Source organism: Bacillus sp. FSL L8-0099 (assembly GCF_038006385.1).
Classification (GTDB): Bacteria; Bacillota; Bacilli; order Bacillales; family Bacillaceae_G; genus Bacillus_A; species Bacillus_A toyonensis.
The window spans coordinates 1,493,191-1,514,472 of the sequence record NZ_JBBOVC010000001.1 but is presented as its reverse complement, the minus strand read 5'-3'; the positions used below and the strand labels follow the sequence as shown (position 1 = coordinate 1,514,472).

At 35.7% G+C, this 21,282-nt stretch carries 19 protein-coding genes, 2 other RNA genes and 1 riboswitch; of the genes, 5 read left to right on the top strand and 16 right to left on the bottom strand.

Annotated elements, in window-relative coordinates:
• Nucleotides 1-42: 42 nt before the first annotated feature.
• The 3 genes from MHH42_RS07970 to MHH42_RS07960 are packed head-to-tail and all read right to left on the bottom strand — an operon-like array spanning nucleotide 43 to nucleotide 1,976.
• Nucleotides 43-429, bottom strand: a complete 387-nt coding sequence (locus tag MHH42_RS07970) for a DUF350 domain-containing protein (protein ID WP_340893116.1) — start codon at nucleotides 427-429, stop codon at nucleotides 43-45.
• On the bottom strand, nucleotides 426-1,661 hold the full coding sequence (locus MHH42_RS07965) for a glutathionylspermidine synthase family protein (protein ID WP_000084943.1): 1,236 nt from the start codon (nucleotides 1,659-1,661) through the stop codon (nucleotides 426-428). Before MHH42_RS07965 ends, MHH42_RS07970 begins: the two co-directional genes overlap by 4 nt.
• Nucleotides 1,662-1,664: 3 nt before the next feature.
• On the bottom strand, nucleotides 1,665-1,976 hold the full coding sequence (locus MHH42_RS07960) for a hypothetical protein (protein WP_000169030.1): 312 nt from the start codon (nucleotides 1,974-1,976) through the stop codon (nucleotides 1,665-1,667).
• 753 nt (nucleotides 1,977-2,729) lie between these two features.
• Here MHH42_RS07960 and MHH42_RS07955 point away from each other — a divergent pair.
• Nucleotides 2,730-3,860: an RNA-guided endonuclease InsQ/TnpB family protein gene (locus MHH42_RS07955; RefSeq protein WP_340893115.1), complete on the top strand. Its 1,131-nt coding sequence runs from the start codon at nucleotides 2,730-2,732 to the stop codon at nucleotides 3,858-3,860.
• A gap of 148 nt (nucleotides 3,861-4,008) precedes the next feature.
• Complete coding sequence (locus MHH42_RS07950) at nucleotides 4,009-4,458, top strand: hypothetical protein (RefSeq protein WP_001235522.1); 450 nt, start codon at nucleotides 4,009-4,011, stop codon at nucleotides 4,456-4,458.
• A gap of 54 nt (nucleotides 4,459-4,512) precedes the next feature.
• Here the strand turns inward: MHH42_RS07950 and ssrS (MHH42_RS07945) are convergent.
• The 5 genes from ssrS (MHH42_RS07945) to MHH42_RS07925 form a co-directional block, all read right to left on the bottom strand.
• Nucleotides 4,513-4,696: non-coding RNA, 6S RNA (ssrS, locus tag MHH42_RS07945), on the bottom strand.
• Nucleotides 4,697-4,717: 21 nt separating this feature from the next.
• Nucleotides 4,718-4,900, bottom strand: a non-coding RNA gene (gene ssrS, locus MHH42_RS07940) — 6S RNA.
• A 116-nt stretch (nucleotides 4,901-5,016) separates the two neighbouring features.
• Nucleotides 5,017-5,850, bottom strand: coding sequence for a sulfurtransferase (locus tag MHH42_RS07935; protein ID WP_016108097.1), 834 nt, complete (start codon nucleotides 5,848-5,850; stop codon nucleotides 5,017-5,019).
• A 2-nt stretch (nucleotides 5,851-5,852) separates the two neighbouring features.
• Nucleotides 5,853-6,125, bottom strand: a complete 273-nt coding sequence (locus tag MHH42_RS07930) for a YpbS family protein (RefSeq protein ID WP_000451820.1) — start codon at nucleotides 6,123-6,125, stop codon at nucleotides 5,853-5,855.
• A 30-nt stretch (nucleotides 6,126-6,155) separates the two neighbouring features.
• Nucleotides 6,156-6,614, bottom strand: a complete 459-nt coding sequence (locus tag MHH42_RS07925; protein WP_000011414.1) for a GNAT family N-acetyltransferase — start codon at nucleotides 6,612-6,614, stop codon at nucleotides 6,156-6,158.
• Nucleotides 6,615-6,686: 72 nt separating this feature from the next.
• Between MHH42_RS07925 and MHH42_RS07920 the strand changes: the two genes are divergently transcribed.
• Nucleotides 6,687-6,941, top strand: coding sequence for a DUF3931 domain-containing protein (locus MHH42_RS07920; RefSeq protein ID WP_000369740.1), 255 nt, complete (start codon nucleotides 6,687-6,689; stop codon nucleotides 6,939-6,941).
• A 3-nt stretch (nucleotides 6,942-6,944) separates the two neighbouring features.
• On the opposite strand, the gene MHH42_RS07915 is transcribed toward MHH42_RS07920, so the two are convergent.
• The gene (locus MHH42_RS07915; RefSeq protein ID WP_340893114.1) at nucleotides 6,945-10,604 is read right to left on the bottom strand and encodes a dynamin family protein; all 3,660 of its coding nucleotides are present in this window, start codon (nucleotides 10,602-10,604) and stop codon (nucleotides 6,945-6,947) included.
• Between the two features lie 553 nt (nucleotides 10,605-11,157).
• On the opposite strand from MHH42_RS07915, the gene MHH42_RS07910 reads away from it, so the two are divergent.
• Nucleotides 11,158-12,321 carry a DUF418 domain-containing protein gene (locus MHH42_RS07910; protein ID WP_097872674.1) on the top strand — a complete coding sequence of 388 codons (1,164 nt, stop codon included), beginning with the start codon at nucleotides 11,158-11,160 and terminating at the stop codon, nucleotides 12,319-12,321.
• A gap of 15 nt (nucleotides 12,322-12,336) precedes the next feature.
• On the opposite strand, the gene pbuX is transcribed toward MHH42_RS07910, so the two are convergent.
• The 3 genes from pbuX to MHH42_RS07895 form a co-directional block, all read right to left on the bottom strand.
• Nucleotides 12,337-13,659, bottom strand: coding sequence for a xanthine permease PbuX (pbuX, locus tag MHH42_RS07905; protein ID WP_000809217.1), 1,323 nt, complete (start codon nucleotides 13,657-13,659; stop codon nucleotides 12,337-12,339).
• A 3-nt stretch (nucleotides 13,660-13,662) separates the two neighbouring features.
• On the bottom strand, nucleotides 13,663-14,256 hold the full coding sequence (locus MHH42_RS07900) for a xanthine phosphoribosyltransferase (protein ID WP_000866492.1): 594 nt from the start codon (nucleotides 14,254-14,256) through the stop codon (nucleotides 13,663-13,665).
• A gap of 107 nt (nucleotides 14,257-14,363) precedes the next feature.
• Nucleotides 14,364-14,465: riboswitch (purine riboswitch) on the bottom strand.
• Between the two features lie 116 nt (nucleotides 14,466-14,581).
• On the bottom strand, nucleotides 14,582-15,328 hold the full coding sequence (locus tag MHH42_RS07895) for a type I methionyl aminopeptidase (protein WP_016108094.1): 747 nt from the start codon (nucleotides 15,326-15,328) through the stop codon (nucleotides 14,582-14,584).
• Between the two features lie 585 nt (nucleotides 15,329-15,913).
• Here MHH42_RS07895 and mphL point away from each other — a divergent pair.
• Nucleotides 15,914-16,810, top strand: coding sequence for a macrolide 2'-phosphotransferase MphL (mphL, locus tag MHH42_RS07890; protein ID WP_340893113.1), 897 nt, complete (start codon nucleotides 15,914-15,916; stop codon nucleotides 16,808-16,810).
• A gap of 54 nt (nucleotides 16,811-16,864) precedes the next feature.
• Here mphL and MHH42_RS07885 read toward each other — a convergent pair whose 3' ends face one another.
• From MHH42_RS07885 to MHH42_RS07870, 4 genes are all read right to left on the bottom strand, one after another.
• Nucleotides 16,865-17,338, bottom strand: a complete 474-nt coding sequence (locus MHH42_RS07885; protein ID WP_000386699.1) for a GNAT family N-acetyltransferase — start codon at nucleotides 17,336-17,338, stop codon at nucleotides 16,865-16,867.
• Between the two features lie 46 nt (nucleotides 17,339-17,384).
• Complete coding sequence (ypwA, locus tag MHH42_RS07880) at nucleotides 17,385-18,902, bottom strand: carboxypeptidase (RefSeq protein ID WP_340893111.1); 1,518 nt, start codon at nucleotides 18,900-18,902, stop codon at nucleotides 17,385-17,387.
• Nucleotides 18,903-19,003: 101 nt separating this feature from the next.
• Entirely contained in the window at nucleotides 19,004-20,941 is a 1,938-nt protein-coding gene (locus MHH42_RS07875; protein ID WP_016108092.1) for an ATP-dependent DNA helicase, read from the bottom strand.
• A gap of 138 nt (nucleotides 20,942-21,079) precedes the next feature.
• A complete protein-coding gene (locus tag MHH42_RS07870) occupies nucleotides 21,080-21,262 on the bottom strand; it encodes a DUF3921 domain-containing protein (RefSeq protein WP_000376898.1) in 183 nt (60 codons plus the stop codon).
• Nucleotides 21,263-21,282 lie beyond the last annotated feature (20 nt).

The window sequence follows — 21,282 nt, the reverse complement described above, 5'->3', positions numbered from 1 at the left end:
AAGTTAGCGAACGAAAAAAACTTACGTATAAAACGTAAGTTTTTAGTAAGTTACACAACCAGCAATTACAATACCAATTGAAAGTGATAAAAACATAAGAAACAGGCCGACTGCTTGATTATCTTCTTCAAGGCTTTTATTTATATTAAAGCGTGGTGTAAGCCACTCAGCTAAATAATAAACAATAATTTGGGCTAAAATACCAACCGCTCCCCACGAAACCATATCCAAAAGTGAAATGGAATTAGCGGCCGTTGAATATAAAACGATAGCTAGCCCGAGTACCCTTCCTCCAAGTACATAACTGACCGCTTTGTCACCCTGAGCCATTAACTTAAATTCTTTCACTTTCGTTGTCACTTCCATAAGGAACAAACCTATACATAAAAGTGCGAGTGATACTGCTAAATATAGTAAAAAATTAATCATTTATTTTCCCCCTTCTTAATACCTACTGGTAAATAATAAGATTCATTTCCTGTAATCTTTTCCCCAGCACGTATACCGATACTGCTCGCTTTTCCAGCGATTAAAAACGCCCCAAACACATACGATAGTTTCTCCACTCCTTTTTCAGTTTCCAAACATACAACTGGAAGCTCTATATACTTTTGAAATATCGGCAATGACGTTTTATATGTTTCATGTGCATTTCGAATCATAATATTCGTGTCTTTATCGCGAATTGTAATTGTGTCACCTTCCCTACCAAACGAAGGTTTTTGAACGAAAGAACCTTTTCCTAAAAATAAATCTGGTTCTAAATATGTAGGTAGCATATATTCTTTAACCCACTGTTGTTCCTCATTTGTATAAAAAGCCCCTTCTTCTGCTAATCCCCAAATAAGACACTGAATTGATTTTGGCTGAAGTAAAAAGGCAGACAAAGGATTTATAATAAAGAGATTTCCGTCTTTTACAAGTTGCAGCAGTTCCACACCTACCAAATCTCCTGTTTCAGGATCTTGATCCTCAATTAAATCTTCTATCGGATACGTTTGGCGATATAAAACATCAATCTTCGCCCCATCTTTATCAACTAGAGCATCTTTCGTAATTCTAAGTTCTGACATTGGCACTACTTTATTTTCAACATGGCATAACTGACTTAAATACATAGTCGTATTCCAATCCTCAATATGTTCATGATGTGCTGTAAAAACAACATTTGGATTGTCTAATCCCTTTGTCGCTTCCATTACAGCTTTCGTAACACCAGAAGATAGTAATCGTTCTTGATCCGAGTTTGGATCATCATAACCTAGGTTTTCACAAACTTTTCCATTCATTTGAAAGCATTCCATAATAAAAGTTGGTGTATCACTATTAAACTCAAGCATTTTAATTTGGTTATCAACCGTTATAACGAAATCAAATCGTGAAATAACAGATTCAGGATATAATCCTATCATTCTAATGAATGATAAGCTCGCAGGAGGAAAACCAAGCTCAAGAAGCTGTTCGTCACTTAAATTTCGCAAAAGTCTAGCAGTCTTAAAAAATATTTTACCCATTCGTTCAGTCGCTAAGTGTAATTGTTCCAAAGTCTGATTTGTTATAGAAAAAACATGAAACAAACTATATTCACATTCATATAAATCCGACCAAAAATTCGGATATTTTAAATAAAATTCTTTTCGATCCCTTATGTATTGCGACATATTTTAGCCTCCAAATCCTCCCTTTGAACCGCTTCCAATTCCACCTTTAAATTCAGCAGACGATTGATACGATTTAAACGCCGATGAATTTTTAAAAGTGGATTTATTTTGATAGTATCGCCCACCATAGAAATAATGCCCACGATAACCTGAACTACTATCATCACACTGCCATACCCCAAGTTCATCATCCCAATCCCAATCAGAACAACTATTATCATTCGGTTTTGGGGGAAGATCTTGCGCGCAACCAAATAAAGTGCCAGTCATTAAAGACGTTACGACACCACCTACTAGCCATTTCGTTTTTGTCACCTTCGCACTCCCCTTTTTAAATTCTATTCCTATTATATAGGATGGCATGATAAAGTAGAAGAAAAAGGAAGAAGAGGGTAACTAACTGTTACGATTTATTTAACCGATTATAACCAATGTTAATTAAATATATCAGTAAGCCCTGCTAGTCAAGTGATTGGCTAGTAGTGAGGGTTAACTGCGGGCAATCCCTAAAGCTGATTGAACTACAACGTGGCTAGAAATAGCGAGCGTGAATGTCGCGAAAGCAGAAAAAATCAATCAGATGATGCAAGGTTAAATCCTAAACATTAGAACAATGGGTCTTCCGCCTCGAATCATCTAAGTCAAAAGTGATAAGATGAACGTTCAACGACTATCTCGTATAACTGACGAGAGTACATCACAAGCCTATGGTGCTGGAAAAATCCTCTATCCCTAAAGAGATAAACATATAGTCTGCGCTCATGTGAAAACATGAGAAGTTCATAAGAGAACTGGCTAAGGAATTGCGCCCTTAGTTGAACGAGATAAATTTAATTAAATCTATCAAACCTCATTGAATACATCGAACATACGTACTATTGTAGGTTCAATGAGGTAAGAATAATAATGAAATTTTTACGAGTTAGTCAAGTATCAGAATTAACAGGTTTGCATCCGAGTAGTCTTACGAGAATGCTGGTGGAACACGCTACTATTCAGAGGAATCCATCTTTCATTATCTAAAAGGTGAGTGTCCGAATAATCGCACAGTAAAGGAGTAGGCTTCTGATGATATTGGCGAAGAAAGTCAGACTAATTCCAACGCCTGAACAAGAAAAAGTGCTTAGAAACCATGCTGGTGCTGCAAGATTTGCTTATAACTATTGTAAAAGAATGAGTGATAGATACTATAAGCTATTTGGAAAATCTGTTTCACAGTTAGCTTTACAGAAACGATTTACAAAGATCAAGAAGCGAAAGAGATATGAGTGGTTAGAAGACATCAATGCACAAGTTCCCAAACAGGCTTCAAAAGATTTTGATAAGGCGAGAAAAAATTCGTTCAAAAAGTACAAAAATGGTTATCACACTTCTTATAAATCCAAAAAAGATTTAATCCAAGGATTTTATGCCAATTATGAAAGACTGGTTATAGGAAAGAAAGTAGTTCATATTCAGTCTATTGGAGAAGTGAAAACAAGCCAACAACTACCAAGAAATAAAAAACCATCAAATCCAAGAGTTACCTTTGATGGTCGTCACTGGTGGATGAGTGTAGGGTTCCAAGAAGACTTTGAATCACAAGAACTAACCGATGAGTCGATTGGTGTGGATGTTGGTTTAAAAGAGCTTTTTGTAGCTTCTAATGGTATGAAAGAACGAAATATAAACAAAGATGCTAAGGTTAAAAAACTTTTGAAAAGGAAAAAGTCAGCACAAAGAGATATGTCTAGGAGATTTAAAAATGGTGTAAAAATTCAGTCTGCCGGATATGAAAAAGCGAAAGCTGAGCACCTGCGGTTATCTAGGAAAATTACGAATATCCGAAATAACCATATCCATCAAGCAACAGCTACATTGGTGAAAGCCAAACCAATGAGGATTGTTGTGGAAGACTTATCTATCTCAAACCTGTTAAAAAACAAAAAACTATCGAAGGCACTTTCCTTTCAAAAATTAAACTTCTTCTTTCAATGTTTGTCATACAAGTGCGAGAAGTATGGCATTGAGTATGTAAAAGCTGATAAATGGTTCGCTTCAAGCAAGATTTGCTCATGTTGCGGAGTTAAATACGACCATTCAGTTCAACCAGAAGGACAGTGGAGTTTAAAGATTCGTGAGTGGCGTTGTGTTCCATGCAATAGCCATCACGATAGGGATGTAAATGCTTCGATAAATTTATCAAGATGGGTAAAATAAATGCTTGATAATAGGAGGTAACGATACTGCCTCGTGTGGAGTGTTATACCCCTCGTCCCTTCGGGGTTGCGAGAACACGATGAAGCACTAACTTGTGTAAATTTGATTGAATTATATAGATTTAGTTAAGTTTATCGTATCGGATAAAATGCGCTTAGAATATCGACTTAATGATGAAACGAAAGGGTATCCTGCTTTATGGAACTACGCCAATATTTCTAATTCTGAAATTATCGCACGCATGACTTGTGAATATTTTATTAAAGAGAAAAATACTTATGTTGTTACTGCAACTTCGGTTGATCCAGACGGAACAGCAGTTATTTATATTCAAAAAGAAGTTTTCGCCAATGACCCTTCAGACCCTACATACTCCCACATCGGTTTTGAAATTAGAGAACTAAGTGAAACGAGTTCAAGCTTAGTAGATAGTCAAGATGTATGGAACTACGAAGAAATTTTACCATCTCTTCATTCAGATATTATATATATTCAGCGAGACGGCATGTCTATGGAATTCTCCTTGGATTCAAGAGAGATTGATGAAGACAGAAAGTGCTATATTTATTACGGAAACTTCACAGGTGAATCAAGATAATATTGATATATCTATGCAACAAAAAAACCTTACGTATAAAACGTAAGGTTTTTATATAGCCCCACATATGCCGTTCTCTCTAGATGTCCATAAACCTGCTCTCACAGGTGGATGCTCTCACAAATGTTTGTAACTTCCTTCTTAAAAAGATGGCATGTTAGCTACATTTAAATATTGAACTTCCATATTAAACTTATTGGTTTAAGACATGCATAAGCTACGTACACCGTAGGAATTTTATATAAGGTTAGTTGAAATAAGACCCCCGCACGTGCCGCTCCTCGTAAATGTCCAAAAACCCGCTACTCGCAGGTGGATGCCCTCACAGTTACCGTACATCTTCCTCCACAAGGAAGGCTTGATGATGGTCGCTAAATATTGAGCTTCCGTATAACTAACATCGGTTTTAGACATAAATAAGTTACGTACACCGCAGGATGTATTATTTACTTGTCGTTATATTATCACATTGTTTCCAATGTGTAAAATACAAAGTTTTTCGAGCAATCTCTTGCTTGTGACCTTATTTTAATACAAATTATTTTTGCATGCAAGTGATTAATCTTCTTCTTTTGCAATTTGATTTTCTGGATAAGAAATCCAATCACTCCAGCTACCTGCATACAATTTAACATTTTGGAATCCAGCCAATTTTAACGCAATGATATTTGGACATGCCGTAACACCAGAACCACAATATACAATGGTTTCCTTATCTTTCGACAGATTTTGGAATCGTTCTTGTTGCTCAGCTTCATTCTTAAATTGTCCTGATTGCAACATTCCATCCTTCCAAAAATAGTTTGCTGCTGTCGGAATATGTCCTGCTTTATGATCGACAAGTTCCTCTACACCAGCATAACGTTTCGGCTCTCTTGAATCAATTAACGTAACATCTGCACCTGCCTGGATATTCTCTCTTACTGTTTCCATCGATACAAGCATATGATCTTGTATGTTTGTTTTGAATGTTTTTCGTATAACAACAGGAATTTCCGTTGTTGTCAGTAGTCCATTCTCTTTCCAAACCGGGAAACCACCATCTAATATATATACTTTCTCATGTCCTACATAGTTACATAACCACCATAAACGAGCAGCATTTGCACCAGCTTGACTGTCATACGCAATTACTGTCGTATGTTCATCAATACCAACCTCCGAAAGCTTGTCCGCAAACTCTTCAATGCTTGGCAACGGATGGCGGCCACCATGTTCTGCTATAGGACTTGATAAATCTAAATTCAAATCAAAATATAACGCATGAGGAATATGTTCTTCTTCATACTTTTCTCTACCCCAATTAGGATTCGCTAAATCAAAACGACAATCGATTACACGGACGTTCTCATCTTCTATATGCTCACGTAACCATTCGACTGTAACTATCATCTTTAACGACCTTCTTTCTCTTGTAAACGACTTACATACTCCATAACCATTTCTTCTGTAACATATTTACGCTGTAAGGTAACACCATTTTTTGCAAGATCATTAATTTGCTTTGTTACAACATTAATGACATCAACCGAAAATTCTTTCCCATTTGACGCAAGAGATACGGCTGCTTCAATAGCTGCTTCACGCTGCGCATCTAATTGTAAACATGCTTTTACACTTTCATTTTGTTTACGAGAATGTGCTGTAATTGCTTTATGTACTTCCATCTTCTCTTCCCCCTAAATAAGTTATACGTTCTAATTCAATTCCATTGCAAGCCGAATCATATCACGGCATACAATGCCATTTTCAATAATCTCTTCTTCATAATGCTTCGAAAAGTAATCAAAATCAATAGAAAAAATACGAAATCCACATTTTTGATATAAAGCAAGTTGTGAAACACTAGAATTGCCTGTACCAATTTCAAGTTTTGACATACCATATCCTTTAGCAGTTTCTACGGCATGCCTTAATAGCTTCTTCCCAATCCCTTTTCCTTGCAAATGCTCTGCAACCGCAATATTCATGATTTCCATCGTCTTCGGCCTTGTTTCCAAAAGAACATACACACCGATGACGCTGCCCCCTTGCTTTGCTACGTATGTTAACCCTCTTTGTACATATATAGCTATTTGCCGTTCACTTGGATCAGCAAGTAGCAATAAAGACTTCGGTATAGCCTCTTTTAAAATACGTTCTATTACAAAAGACATAAAAAATCCCCCCATCTCTATTGTTCTAAACCCTCCTTGTCTACCATAAATAATAGAAAGGAGGGATTCACCATGGACAACAATGAGAAAAAATGCAACGTCATCTCTATTGATGGAAAGAAGAAGAAAAGCGACACGTATTCCTATCCAAAATTAGTAGTTGAAAATAAAACATACGAATTTTCTTCATTCGTCTTATGCGGTGAAACACCAGATGGCAGACGACTCGTTCTTACTCATATGATTTCTACCGATGAATTTGCTGGATTTGTCAAATCTTTAGATACTGTACTGCAAAAGAAAATTGAACGAATCTTTTTCTCATAACGACTATATAACATAAATTTCTTTTTCAATCTCTACTAACTGCTTGTGCAATTGTTCTTTACTTTGTTCATATAGAAATACATCGATCGTTTCAGCCAATGCAAACAATATACTTTCATAATAGTTCATCACATCTTGTTGCATCACTTTTTGGAATAAGTTCCACTTCATATCCCATTCTTGCTTATAATGATGAACAAATAAATCTTTTTCATCGGCTACATAGTTTGATACAAGCGGTTCTAATACAGATTTAGCGTCTTCTTGCATAAAAGCTTTGTCATTCTTTTCAAAAAAGCTTTTCTCATTTTTAAAATGTGCCAGTGCTTTTTTGAAATCTTTTATTTCAACTGAAGGGAACGGTTCTTTATGTGTAATATCTTTATATTCATACTCCACTGTTCCATTCATAGAAATTGATTGATTTTCTACTTTACAGTTCACTACAATTTCGTCCTTTGCACGCTTCATCGCTTCGTCTATCCATTTTTCAAGACGTAATGATGTCGCACGCATTTCTTGTAATAAATCATGCTGAATAAATGCTACTAATTCCATAACACACTGTTGCAATTGTGTTTTCACATTTCCATCCGTTCGAAGTGACGCCGGATTAATAAATTCAGTAAACACATCGTTATAACGTAGGAATAGACGCTGTTGCACGTAATAAAGCAACTCTTTCACTTCATTTTGCATCGCCTGTTCTTCAGCAAGTACACTATATGATGAAATGATATGAAGTAGTTGATCACGCTCTGCTTCATATTTTTTCGTTTGCTTCTCTTTCTCTTCATTCCCCTGCTTTGCACCATTTATCATGTTTACTAAAAGCTGATCTGCCCCTTTCAACGCACCATATAGAGCATGCACAGAAACAAGCATTAAATCTCTCATCATAAAGGACGTAAATGATTCCTCAAACTTAGTAATTCCAGAGTTTTGTAAAATACCGTACTTCTCTTTTTTAACATTCTTTCCTTGTTTCTCTTCAAGCGCACATAAACTTGAAATTGCAAATAAACGCGGATTTCTAATACCGTATTGCAGTAGCTGGTCTGCGATATAACCTTTTACCATTTCAAGTTCTTCTTCAGACTCTGCTAAATCCGCCGCATTAATTAAGAAGAACATTTTATCAAGAGCAAAAGTATCCTTTACACGACCAAGCTGAATTAAAAATTCACGATCAGCACGAGAGAATACATGGTTATAATATGTTACAAATAAAATAGCATCTGCGTTTTTAATATACTGGAATGCAACATCAGTATGGCGAGCATTAATAGAATCCGCTCCAGGTGTGTCTACAAGCGCTACTCCCTGCCTTGTTAAAGCACAATCATAATAAAGCTCCATATACTCAACGAAGCATGATTTTTCTTCATTCGCTACATAATCAGCGAACTCTTCTAATGTGACTTGTACTTGTTCTCCTAAATAAGTAGAAACTGCATCATACCCTTTTTGTACCGCTCGTAAAAAGCTAAATGTTGTTTTTTGCTTCCCAGTCGGTGAAGGATATTTCATAACTTTATCAATTTGTGCTAACGCCTCATCTAACGTAGTAATCTCATAATGAAACAGCTTATAAACAGCTTTCATATCTTCTAATAGAGCTTGCTTTGATTTGAATTGAACCATTACTGTTCCGTGTGGTTTTTCCTCTGTAACCGGCAAAATTTGATTAATCGTTGCCGTCGTCGGATTTGGTGATACAGGAAGTACCTTCTCACCAAGTAAGGCATTGGCAAATGATGATTTCCCAGCACTAAAAGCTCCGAATAACGCTACTGTAAATTGTTTCGTTTCCACACGACGCCTTTTTTCTATCACCTCTTGCTGTACATGTTTCAGCGCTGGCAATGGCTCTAATATCATTTCAGCTTTCTTCACTTTCTCTAATATACGCTGAATATTTAAAGCTGCCGTTCCTTTTATCTCTTCTTCATGAGCCGCTACATTATCATTTACAATTTCCTGCTCTTGTAGTGTGAATTTCTCACTAACAATTTGTTTTTCACGTTGCAATATCTCCTCTATTTGCAATCCTTCTGGTGTAGCAACACGCTCGTGCCAAACATTTTGTAAATAACTTTCATATGTCTCTAAACTGTTACTGTATTGTAATTCCGTCTCTTTTGCCGTTTGCAACATCGTATATTTTTCAATCTCTTCTTCCATACGAGCAACTGCTTCCTTCACTTTTTGCTTTAAAACGACTGCACTTTTATCAAAAATTTGCTGTGCTTTTGTAAAATAACGTTTCTTCAGTTCATTCGCTACATCCGCTGTATAAAGAAGTAAGTAATCACCTGTGAAACCTGCACCTTGTTTAATGACTTCAGCTAACATTTCTGGTCCAAAAGCAATTTCTAAAGCATATATGTCTTTCCCAATTTCCTCCGTGAACAATCCTTCTTCTTTTAAGAAGGCTACAATAAATTCTTTCACATGAAAATCAAGTTGCGTTTCAACAGTCTTTTGAAGGGCAGAATAAAACGCCTCTACACGTCTTTGTTTTTCTTGCTCCGTCTTTCCTTTCGCAAATAGCAAACCAACTTTAAACTTTGTTAATTTCGTTTCTAAATATGCATTTGCCAATTCTCTCATTTCAAATGGCATTAAATACGCGTTATCTAATATAGCTTGTAAACCTTTTATAAATTCGTTTCTCACATGAGATTCTTTACTAGCCTCGCGATGTTTAGTTTCCGTTAGCTCTTCTTTCTTTTCAACTATTTCTGAAATCGAAAGCGGTGATGCTAACTCTTCCTCATATGTCAAAAGAGCTTTTTCATTTTCAGAAACAATAAACGAGAAATGTTCTCCCATTAAATATTCTGTTTCTCGCTCCATTCCCTCTCTTACATACTGCTCTTTTTCTTTCATAATAGAAGTAATTAATGTTTCTAAACTTCCAATTTCATTATGTTGATGGTTCATCATTCGTAATGACGTATAATAAACTCCATCTACTTCAATATCCCAGTTAGCGAACGATTGTTTCACACTATCTTTATAATCCTCAAATGATAATTCATTTTCTTTATGTTTATCTATTTGATTTACAACGAGATAAACCGTTTTATTACGTTGTTTCAATTCTTTAACAAATTGCAAATTCACTTCCGATTGGACGTGATTATAATCCATCATATAAAAAATTACGTCTGCTAGATGAAGTGTCGATTCTGTCGCTAGTTGATGGGCATCATCTGTCGAATCAATTCCTGGTGTATCAACTAACATAACTCCCTCAGGAATTGGCGCATCATTTCGATAAATATGAACACCAATTACCTCATCGCCATCTTTACAAATCTGTTTTAATTCTTCTGCTGAATATGCACCGTCATATTCGTACTGTTCTCCAGATTTGACCGTTACAACAACACGATCTAATCCCTTTTCAATTTTGACGACGTTAGCGCTTGTCGGAATCGGACTTGTTGGTAACAACTGCGCTTTATATAGATGATTCATCATCGTTGATTTCCCTGCCGAAAAGTGTCCGCAGAATGCTATCATAAGCTGCTCTTGTTTATATTTTTGAATCACTTCAAACAACTTTAAGCTATTCTCTGCATCGCCGTGTTTTTGCCACTCTTCATAAAAACAAACAAGTTTTTTCATACCGTTTGTCTGTACTATGTTTGTCATCCCCTTGTTCCCCTTTATCCAAGATGTATATACTTTTTCCCGCTATTTGCGAGCTCTTAATCAGTGAGAGATGCATCTCCCCATTGATTACAGTTTCACTTTACTATCATACTAAATTTTCAGCATATTCTCATTAAAAATAAAAAATCCCTTTCATTCTTTTTACAAATGAAAGGGATTTTATGTCATTTTATTCATTTTGCTGTTCCTACTCCATTTAAAACATATTTCGCAATAACTGCATATACAGCGACTGTACCTGCTACTAATGCATATACCATACTCGCGCACCAACCTTTTTTTGATAATGATTATCACTTTTGAATACATTTTATCATTAAAGAGAATCATTATCAACAAATTTCTAAAAAAGAAAGCTCCTTCGGGAAAAGGAGCTTTACTGCCTGTTTTAAAGAAGTTTAAAACTTGCTGTGCACTCTTATTATATCTCATAATACACATCTTAACAGTTTTAAAAATTGGAAATCCCCTCTATCCCCTCCCCCTTACATTTTGTATAATAAAAGGGAATTACTTATTAAGGAGGAAAATAATGACACAAAATCTCACGCAAGGCGAGAGGATACACTCAATTGATATCATTAGGGGAATAGCTGTACTAGGTATTTTTCTTGTTAACTGGCCTATTATTGCTGGAATTGACTCACGTGATCTTTCAGGAGTTTATGAGGGACTAGATAGTTATATCCGTCTAATTTACGATATGTTTATTCAAACAAAGTTTTATACTATCTTTTCGTTTTTATTCGGACTAGGCTTTTATATTTTTATGACTCGTGCTGAAGCGAAAACAGATCGACCAAAAACTTTATTTGTTCGTCGCTTACTTATTTTATTATTATTTGGTTTCTTACATTATGTGCTTTTATGGGACGGAGACATTTTACATACTTATGCAATCGCTGGATTTTTCTTATTTTTATTTTATAAGAGAGAACCTCGTACCATTTTAATATGGGCAATTGCTTTATTAAGTATTTTTCAATTTCTTATACTAATTGCTAGTATTAGTGTTGCCTTAATGTCAAAGGCTGAACTTGGATTCTCCTTACCAGTCATGCCACTTGAAGACTGGGTGTCACAAATACAAAATCGTTTCCATGCATTTTATGCTGATGGAATAGTATTAAATATTACAATGCTCCCAGAAACAGTTGGGCTATTTTTACTTGGTTTATACGCCGGTAAAAAGGATATTTTCCGCCGCACGAAAGAGGTAGATACAAAACTTAAAAAATGGCAAATTATTACGTTCATTTTAACATTACCAATGTGGTTCTTCATGGTTCGTTACTTCTTATCAAAACCATTTTATGAACCAATTTATATGCAGGCCTTTACAATGTTCAGTGGAAAAACATTATTCATCTTCTACATTTTCACGCTAATGCGTTTATTACAAAAAGAAAAATGGCAAACATTATTACGCCCATTCCAATACGTTGGACGAATGGCGTTAACAAATTACATCTCACATACAATTGGTACATTACTTGTATTCGGACTATTGTTCAAAAACGATTATCTTGCTCCATTATGGGTAGGACCTCTATTTTGCATCAGTTTTTATACGTTACAAATCTTTATTAGCCGCTGGTGGCTTTCACATTATCAATACGGGCCACTTGAGTACATTTGGCGGCTTGGTACGTATGGGAAAATGATGCCACTTAAAAAGAAAAGCAAGGTCTCATAATGAGACCTTGCTTTTCTATGCTTCTCTTACTGCATTTTGCATCGAAACTGGCTCTTCTTTTACTTTCCCTTTTCGCTGCGGCACCATATTAAATACAATATTTAAAAGTACTGCTGATGCACTTCCTAGCACAATTCCGTTATCTGTTAAAATACGAATATTTTCTGGAAGTTGTGAGAATAATGTAGGAACGACTGTAACCCCAAGCCCAATTCCCACAGAGCATGCAACAATTAATAAGTTTTCTTGCTTTCCAAAATCAACGCTACTTAACATTTTAATACCATATGCCATAACCATACCGAACATCGCTAACATCGCACCACCAAGTACTGATTTCGGAATGATTGTTGTAATAGCTGCGATTTTTGGAATGAACCCAAGAACGATTAACATACCACCACAAGTATAAATAATAACGCGATTTCTTACTCCTGTTAATTGAACAAGTCCTACGTTTTGAGAGTAAGTTGTATATGGAAATGCGTTAAAAATACCACCTAACACCATCGCTAACCCTTCTGCGCGATAGCCTTTTGTTAATTCTTTTTCACCGATCTTTTTATTACAAATATCAGATAACGCAAAGTATACACCTGTTGCTTCTACAATCCCTACACAAGCAACGAGAATCATCGTAATAATTGGCGTTAATTCAAATGTCGGTGTACCGAAGTAAAACGGCTGAATACCGTGGAACCAATCTGCTTCTCCAACAGCTTGCAAGCTTACTTTCCCCATAAACGCTGCAACGATTGTACCGAACAAAAGACCTAATAAAATAGAAATAGAACGGATAAATCCATCAAAGAAACGATACATAATGATGATAAATAATAATACGCCAAATGCTAACGCTAAGTTTTCAAGACTTCCGAAATCTTTGCTTCCTACTCCGCCAGCCATATCATTAATCGCTGCTGGAACAAGTGTAACTCCAATTACAGTAACAACAGACCCTGTTACGACAGGGGGAAATAATTTTACAAGCTTTCCAAATAATTTCGCAAAAATAACAACAAACAAACCGGCAGCAATAATTGCTCCATAAATAGAAGACACGCCGTATTGTTTTCCAATTGCAATCATCGGCCCAACCGCTGTAAATGTACAACCTAGTACAACTGGAAGTCCAATACCGAAAAAGCGATTTGATAATGCTTGTAAAATTGTTGCAACGCCGCACATTAATAAATCAATTGAGACTAAATATGTTAACTCTTTTTGATTTAAGCCAAGTCCCCCTCCCACAATAAGTGGAACGATAATTGCACCGGCATACATAGCAAGCATATGCTGCATACCTAGCGATGCGATTTTAAATGGATGTTGCTTCATCGCTTATTTCACCTCCGCAGTTTCTTGCTGTACAAATGTAACTGTGCCGTTATCAAGTGATGCAATTTCTGCTAGTGACTCAACACGAACGCCTTGTTCACGAAGCTTCTTTCCTCCATCTTGAAATGCTTTTTCAATAACAATTCCAATTCCCGCAATGCTTGCTCCAGCTTGCTCTACTAAACTCATTAAACCCAAAGCAGCCTGACCGTTTGCTAAAAAGTCATCAATGATTAATACACGATCATTTTCATCAATATGAGTGCGAGATAGTGAAATTTCATTTGTTTCTTGTTTTGTAAATGAATATACGTTTGCAACATACATATTATCTTGTAACGTTAACGATTTACGTTTTCTTGCAAAAATTACTTTTACACCCAGCTCTAATGCAGCCATAACTGCTGGTGCAATGCCAGAAGATTCAATCGTCACGATTTTTGTAATGTTCTCTTCTTTAAAACGTTTAGCAAATTCTTTTCCAATCTCTTGCATAAGTACCGGATCAATTTGGTGATTTAAAAATGCATCTACCTTTAATACGTCACCAGATAAAACCTTTCCTTCGTTCAAAATCTTTTCTTGTAATACTTTCATGTTTGTTCCTCCTCTTATGCAATAAAAAAACTCCAAAAGCCGCCACCACTCGTTACAAGTGAGAGACGTGCTTTTGGAGTTTCGCAAAAAAGAATGCTTAACAAGCAAATATATTCGTCCTCACTCATAGTCAAAGTATTTACGGTACTTCGGTAGAAACTTGCAGGCCATATCCCCGCGATTATATGAGTGTAGCTAACTATTTATTTTATAGAAGGATTATAACGCAATTTTTATACTTTGAAAAGTATTTATTAATAAAACACGTACAAATTTTATAAAAACACTATTTTCGTTCGATTTTTGCAAACTCTTACATTCTCTATTACAACTTCGTTAAAATGACTGGCCCATCTTTTGTAATCGCAATTGTATGCTCGTATTGAGCAGATAATTTCCCATCCATCGTTCTTGCAGTCCATCCATTTAAATCAACTTTAGAATAGCGCATACCTACATTTACAATCGGCTCAATTGTAATTACCATGCCTTCTTGCAGCTTAGGTCCTTGTCCCGGTTTACCAAAATGAAAAATTGCTGGTTCTTCATGAATCTCTTTACCAATCCCATGCCCCGTAAAATCTCTTGCAACAGAAAAACCTTCAGCATTTGCATAACTTTCAATTGCAAAACCAATATCCCCTACATGATTACCGATTATCGCCTGATCAATTCCTTTATATAAAGCACTCTCAGCCACTAGCAATAACCTTTTTGTTTCGTCAGAAACATCCCCTACTATATATGTCCATGCAGAATCTGATAGCGCACCATTTAAGTTTACTACCATATCAATTGTGACAACATCTCCCTCATTTAAAGGAACATCGGCCGGAAACCCATGACACATTTCATCGTTTACAGACGCACATATCGCATATGGATACCCGTTATAACCTTTCTGCTCAGATGTTGCGCCATGCTTTTCTAAATACACTTCAACAAATGTCTCAATTTCTTGTGTTGTTATTCCCGGTTTTATCATTTTTCCAATTTCTCTATGACATGAAGCAAGTAATTTCCCAGATTCATGCATCAAATCTATTTCACTTTTCGTTTTAATTGTAATCATTCTACCTCTCCTTGCTAAGCTTGCTATTTGCTACTAAAGTTCAATCATACACACCCTCTAGCAAAAATTCCAATTACAAAAGCAAACATCATTTATTTTTTAATATGCATTTTTTTGGATGTTCATTTAGTGTTTTTTATTGATATTCACTTATAAACAACGTATAGTGTTACTATACTATTAAAAGGAGGGTTTTTAAAAATGATGCATGCAGGAAGACTACGTCAGCAAACTTTGAACACTAAGTAACTTAATATGTTCAAAGGCTCTGTTTTCATAAAGCAGAGTAAACGGGATTAGTCTGCACATTTTTAATAATCTTCAACGGAAAAGTACACTTTCTACATGGAGAAAGGCAGATATACATCTGTCTTTTTGTCGTATGTTTTTTCATACAAAGAGAGACCTCTATTTCTTATATCCTCGTTTACTCTTAACCACAGACAGAAGCCCGTCTGTGGTTTTTTTATGATTACATCTTCTTATATCTCACTAATTTGATCCTATTGGTGTAGTTAGGGGAAAATGGTAACAGAAAACGTACTCAAGCATTAAGATTAAAATAAGCATTTGGAGGAAATAAAAATGAACACACTTAAAATTAAACAATTAGCAACTAAGGAAGGCCTAAATATCTTAGAAGATTCAATAAAAATCAATGAATCTGGTGTTGACTTTCAAGTAGCACACGCTAAAGAACAAAACGGAGATAAATGGATACTAAGAATTCCTCGTAGACCAGAATCTATGAGACATGTCCTACAAGAAAAAAAGGCATTGGAAATCATAAAAAACCATGCAAGATTCCAAGTTCCTGATTGGTCTATATTCACTGAAGACTTAATTGCCTATAAGCAACTAAGTGGCGTTCCTGCCGCCACTATTGATATAGAACAACAAGGATATATATGGAGCTTTAATGAAAAAAACGCACCATCTGAATACCATATTTCATTAGGAAAAGTTCTAGCGAATTTACACTCATTACCTCAACAAGAATTTAATAATATCGGTATTGAAATTCTTACTGCTAATGAATTAAGAGCTTCTATGGAACAAAGGATGAATCGAGTGAAGGAACAATACTATGTCAATCAAAAATTATGGGATCGTTGGCAAGCATGGCTAACTGAAGATTCTTTTTGGCCATCTCATGTAGGAGTAACGCATGGGGATATACATCCAGGTCATATCCTGATTGATAAGAAAAATAATGTAACTGGCTTAATCGATTGGACAGAAGTAGGGATAGCTGATGTTTCTATAGATTTCACATCACATTATCTGCTCTTTGGGAAAGATGGACTAACAAAGTTAATTAGCTCTTATGACAATGCTGGTGGTAAAACTTGGCCAAGAATGGATGAACATATTATCGAACTTCTAACAACAAGTAGTATCACTGTTGCTGAATATGCTCAAGTGTCAGGTTTGAAAGAGATGCATGAAGCAGCTGTACACATGCTAGCAACTGAAAGTTAATGTAGTTACAAAAAAAACTTTAAACTAAAAAACAGAAGAACTCTCTTCTGTTTTTTAGTCATTTTTACATATATAATTCATTTTCAAAAACTCAAAACAACTACCGTTCGTCTCCTGGATAAACGTTCCAACTGCTTCAAATCCTGCCCTTTTATATACTTTAATCGCTCTCTCATTAAATGTCGCTACTGATAGTGTTATATAGTTGCAGCCGTATTTTTCTTCACTAAAATCTAGTCCAGCCTTCACGAACTTTAACCCTAATCCATTGCCAGCTATATCAGGTCTCATTCCAAGTCCTATATCAACCGTTTGATTATTCATTTTAGAAAAACTCAAGTAACCAATGAGAGTACCATTTTCCTTCACAGCAAACGTATCGTCTCCTCTCATTTCAGTACTTAAAAACTCTGCTAAATCTTCTTGATCTGCCTCTATATCATAAAAGGAATATTTCCCTTCATAATGCCAGTTGTATGCAATTTCCTCTGCTTCCTTTTGGTTCATTACTGTAAATGTATAATCCATTCTCCCATCCCCTTTAAAAAAAGAGCTGCAATTAAGCAGCTCTTTTTTATAACTCGTAAATCTCTCTATACTTCGCTTCTAAATAATCAGCTAAGTAGTTTGCATTTAGCCCTTCACCTGTTACATCTTCTAAAATTTCAAGTGGCTTTTTCGTTTTGCCATATTGATGAATGTTTTCTGTTAACCACTCACGAATTGGCGTCACGTTACCTTCTTCTAATAATGCATCAAAGTTTGGAATATCTTTTAGCATTCTTTGCTGAAATTGCGCTGCATACATGTAACCAAGCGCATAAGATGGGAAGTATCCAAATGAGCCACCAGCCCAGTGAACATCTTGTAATACACCTTGTGCATCATTTTCTGGACGAATTCCTAAATATGCTTCCATCTTATCATTCCAAGCCGCTGGTAAGTCCTTCACTTGTAGTGTACCATCAAATAATTCTTTCTCAAGCTCATAACGAACCATAACATGAAGCGGATATGTAAGCTCATCTGCTTCTATACGAATGAATGAAGGCTTCGATTCGTTAATCGCATCATAAAACTCATCGACTGATATATCGTTAAATTGACCGTCACTATACTCTTTTAATAAATCATAATTTTTCTTCCAGAATGATTTATTACGACTGATAAAGTTTTCAAAGAATAATGATTGCGATTCATGAATACCCATAGATGTTCCACTACATAGCGGTGTACCCTCAAACTTTTCTGCAATATTTTGTTCATATACAGCATGACCACATTCATGAATTGTTCCAAACACAGCCATACGGAAATCTTTCTCATCATAGCGTGTTGTAATACGAACATCCCCTCTATTTAATGTAATTTCGAAAGGATGTACCGTTTCATCAAGACGCCCTGCTTCAAAGTCATAATTCAATTGCTTTAATAACTCTAATGTAAAGTTCTTTTGTTTTTCTTTCGAAAAGTGTTCCGATAAAGCACTTGTTTTTAATCCCTTTTTAGACTCTGAGATTTCTTTTACAAGCGGCACGATACGCTCACGAAGTTGACCAAATACGTGATCTAACACTTCTACTGTAATACCAGGCTCATACATGTCTAATAATGTATTATATTTATATGTTTCGTAACCCCAATATGTAATAAATTTCTTTTTGAATTCAACAATTTTTTCTAAGTACGGACGGAACATTTCGAAATCAGATTTTTCGCGTGCTTCTTCCCACACACTTTCCGCTTTCGCTTCTAATTTCACATACGCTTCGTATTCAGCTTGTGGAATTTTCTTATTTCTATCATATTCTTTACGACACTCTTCAACCATTTTCTTCGTCGTTTCAGAAAGTTTATCTTCAGATATTAAAGCTTCAAGCTCAGTTAAGTAGTTCCCCATCTCATCTGAAGTCGACATAGCAAACACTTCTGACGAAAGCATCCCTATGACTTCTGAACGCTGATCCACACCTTTTTTTGGTGCACCCGTTCTTAAATCCCAAAACATTAAGCTTAATGCTTCTCCGTAATTTTCTATCTTCTTCACATATGTTAAAAATTGTTTTTCTACTTCATATGTAGCAACTGTCATCGTATAAAAGACCTCCTTTTTCTACCTCAAACTTATTTCGACACGGAAACATAAATTCCTTTTATAATAGAAAAAAAGCTTGGCAAGCGCCAAGCTTTTCCTTACAATACTTTACCTTCTACCGGAAGTACCTTTTTCACTGCTTCTATCACTTTTTCATCTTCCGTATCTGATAAGAAGATTGATATAGCACCTTTATCGTCGCTCGTACGAATTAAACGTCCAATCCCTTGACGAAGACGTAAAATCATATATGGCACATCTACATCCCAGAATGGATTATTTACGTGCTTACGTTTCGCTTCAAACACAGGATCGTTTGGAGGGAATGGTAATGACCAAATTATTACATGTGATAATGATGAACCCGGAATATCTAAACCTTCCCATAAATGAACGGCACAAAGTACAGTCTCTTCTTCATTTTGGAAACGAGAAACGAGCTGACTAATTTCTTGATCCCCTTCATATAAGAACGGAACTGACATTTGCTCTTTACTTACATATTCTTTGAACGCTGCAAGTTCTTGCGTTGTACGGAATAATACAAGCGTACGTCCATTCGTTTTCTGTATATTTTCAAGTGTATATTGACACTTTCTTTCCCATTCATTTTCTTTCGTATGCGATAGTAAGTTTACTGCCATTTGCTCTTCATAATTAAACGGTGAGGCAACTGAGAATGATAAGTAATCTTTTACCCCTAAGCTATTTGCAGTAAATGCGAACGAATCGTTGTCCGATAATGTCGCAGAAGAGAAAATGTATGGAATTTTCTTCGAGAATACTTTTTCTTGTAACACTTCTTCAACTGCACGCGGCATAATAACTAACGTGAAGGCACCATCACCTTCTTCACCCCACGTAATTACATTTTTCTCATGCATGAAAAGACGAAGTGAATGTTCTAACACATCTAAATGTTCATCAACGATATTTAAATCGTATGTGTTTACTGTATGCATTTCACTTTCAAATACTAGTGCATCACCGACTTCACCGATTTTTGCATAAAGTCTTTTCGCTTCTGCGGTTACTTTTTCTGTCACAGTAATTTCTAAACGATCAGAACCTTCAATTTCCTTTTTATTCTCTTGTAACACATCAAAGAATCGCTCTGTTTGCCAAATTGTTTCTTCTACTAAATGTGCAAACTCTTCACGAATATCGTTCTGTAACAATCTCGTTAAAAGCTGCTCCATCATCGTTTGCTTTAAACGGTACGTTAAAGCTTTTTGAGCTGCATATTCTACAAGATGTCCTTCATCGAATACAACGCAGCTACTTTCAGGTAATAACGGAATTTGTCCTTCACGTTTACGAGCATCGTACGTCCAAATATGATCCATATAAAAATCTTGAGAACAAATGATTAAATCTGCCGCTTTACGATAATGTTCACGAGAAAGAGTTTGTCCACAACGATGACGTGAATCACAAGTGAAGCAATCTTGGAAGTAATCCCAGTTTACTTTTGACCATTCCTCATCATTTAAAAGTGGAAATTCTTTTCTGTCACCATAGTGAGTAAAGTTTTGCATCGTACCATGATCAAATACAAACTGTGGTAATTCATAATATACGTCTTCAATTACTTCTGGAGCTCGTCCACTCATAACATCTTCAAGTTTACGTAAACATAAATAGTTATCCATCGATTTCGCAAGTCTTACGTCAACAGATAGTCCTAATGCTTCTGATAACTTAGCAATGTCCCCTTCTTCTTTCACAAGCTGCTCAATTAATGTTTCATCTGCACAGGCGATAATAGCAGGTTTTCCTGTATAACGCGCATAACAAATTGCATATAAAAGGTATACAATCGTTTTCCCTGTTCCTACACCCGCTTCTGCAAACATAACTTTTTTCTCTTGGAAAGCACGCTCTAATTGAAACGCCATAAAGATTTGTTCATCACGCTCTTCAAAGCCTTTTTCCGGAAGGATGTCGTAAAATACATCTCCAATCCACTCATTCAACTTATCATAAAAATTATCTTGTTTTCCTACTTCAAATGGTAATCTCTTCTCAGTAAACATCCTTAGCCTCCAACCAAAAAGTTTTTCTATAAAACGATATAGTAACTGCTACTCATATGTGTGCAGCCACTTTCCCCTGTTGCAATACTTAGAAATACACGAAAAAAAATTTTCCTTTCGAAAAAGGAAAATTTTCTTCTATATTAATGACTTTAAATACCGTTTATCAATCGCTGTTTCATGTGAAAGAGCTGATAAATATTCTTCTTGCGCTTTTTGTATTTCATCTACAATTACGCCTTGACTATCCACTTCTTTTCCGAGCTCATCATACGTACGGTGAATAGCTTTTTGAATCATCGATAATTGAAAACTATCCATATCACTGCCTCCTTTACGCA

What these genes read in the sequence shown, in the direction of transcription:
- MHH42_RS07970 (WP_340893116.1), bottom strand. Translation starts at nt 429, where the DNA reads ATGATTAATTTTTTACTATATTTAGCAGTATCACTCGCACTTTTATGT.
- MHH42_RS07965 (WP_000084943.1), bottom strand. Translation starts at nt 1,661, where the DNA reads ATGTCGCAATACATAAGGGATCGAAAAGAATTTTATTTAAAATATCCG.
- MHH42_RS07955 (WP_340893115.1), top strand. Translation starts at nt 2,730, where the DNA reads ATGATATTGGCGAAGAAAGTCAGACTAATTCCAACGCCTGAACAAGAA.
- MHH42_RS07950 (WP_001235522.1), top strand. Translation starts at nt 4,009, where the DNA reads ATGCGCTTAGAATATCGACTTAATGATGAAACGAAAGGGTATCCTGCT.
- MHH42_RS07935 (WP_016108097.1), bottom strand. Translation starts at nt 5,850, where the DNA reads ATGATAGTTACAGTCGAATGGTTACGTGAGCATATAGAAGATGAGAAC.
- MHH42_RS07930 (WP_000451820.1), bottom strand. Translation starts at nt 6,125, where the DNA reads ATGGAAGTACATAAAGCAATTACAGCACATTCTCGTAAACAAAATGAA.
- MHH42_RS07925 (WP_000011414.1), bottom strand. Translation starts at nt 6,614, where the DNA reads ATGTCTTTTGTAATAGAACGTATTTTAAAAGAGGCTATACCGAAGTCT.
- MHH42_RS07920 (WP_000369740.1), top strand. Translation starts at nt 6,687, where the DNA reads ATGGACAACAATGAGAAAAAATGCAACGTCATCTCTATTGATGGAAAG.
- MHH42_RS07915 (WP_340893114.1), bottom strand. Translation starts at nt 10,604, where the DNA reads ATGACAAACATAGTACAGACAAACGGTATGAAAAAACTTGTTTGTTTT.
- MHH42_RS07910 (WP_097872674.1), top strand. Translation starts at nt 11,158, where the DNA reads ATGACACAAAATCTCACGCAAGGCGAGAGGATACACTCAATTGATATC.
- pbuX (WP_000809217.1), bottom strand. Translation starts at nt 13,659, where the DNA reads ATGAAGCAACATCCATTTAAAATCGCATCGCTAGGTATGCAGCATATG.
- MHH42_RS07900 (WP_000866492.1), bottom strand. Translation starts at nt 14,256, where the DNA reads ATGAAAGTATTACAAGAAAAGATTTTGAACGAAGGAAAGGTTTTATCT.
- MHH42_RS07895 (WP_016108094.1), bottom strand. Translation starts at nt 15,328, where the DNA reads ATGATTACAATTAAAACGAAAAGTGAAATAGATTTGATGCATGAATCT.
- mphL (WP_340893113.1), top strand. Translation starts at nt 15,914, where the DNA reads ATGAACACACTTAAAATTAAACAATTAGCAACTAAGGAAGGCCTAAAT.
- MHH42_RS07885 (WP_000386699.1), bottom strand. Translation starts at nt 17,338, where the DNA reads ATGGATTATACATTTACAGTAATGAACCAAAAGGAAGCAGAGGAAATT.
- ypwA (WP_340893111.1), bottom strand. Translation starts at nt 18,902, where the DNA reads ATGACAGTTGCTACATATGAAGTAGAAAAACAATTTTTAACATATGTG.
- MHH42_RS07875 (WP_016108092.1), bottom strand. Translation starts at nt 20,941, where the DNA reads ATGTTTACTGAGAAGAGATTACCATTTGAAGTAGGAAAACAAGATAAT.
- MHH42_RS07870 (WP_000376898.1), bottom strand. Translation starts at nt 21,262, where the DNA reads ATGGATAGTTTTCAATTATCGATGATTCAAAAAGCTATTCACCGTACG.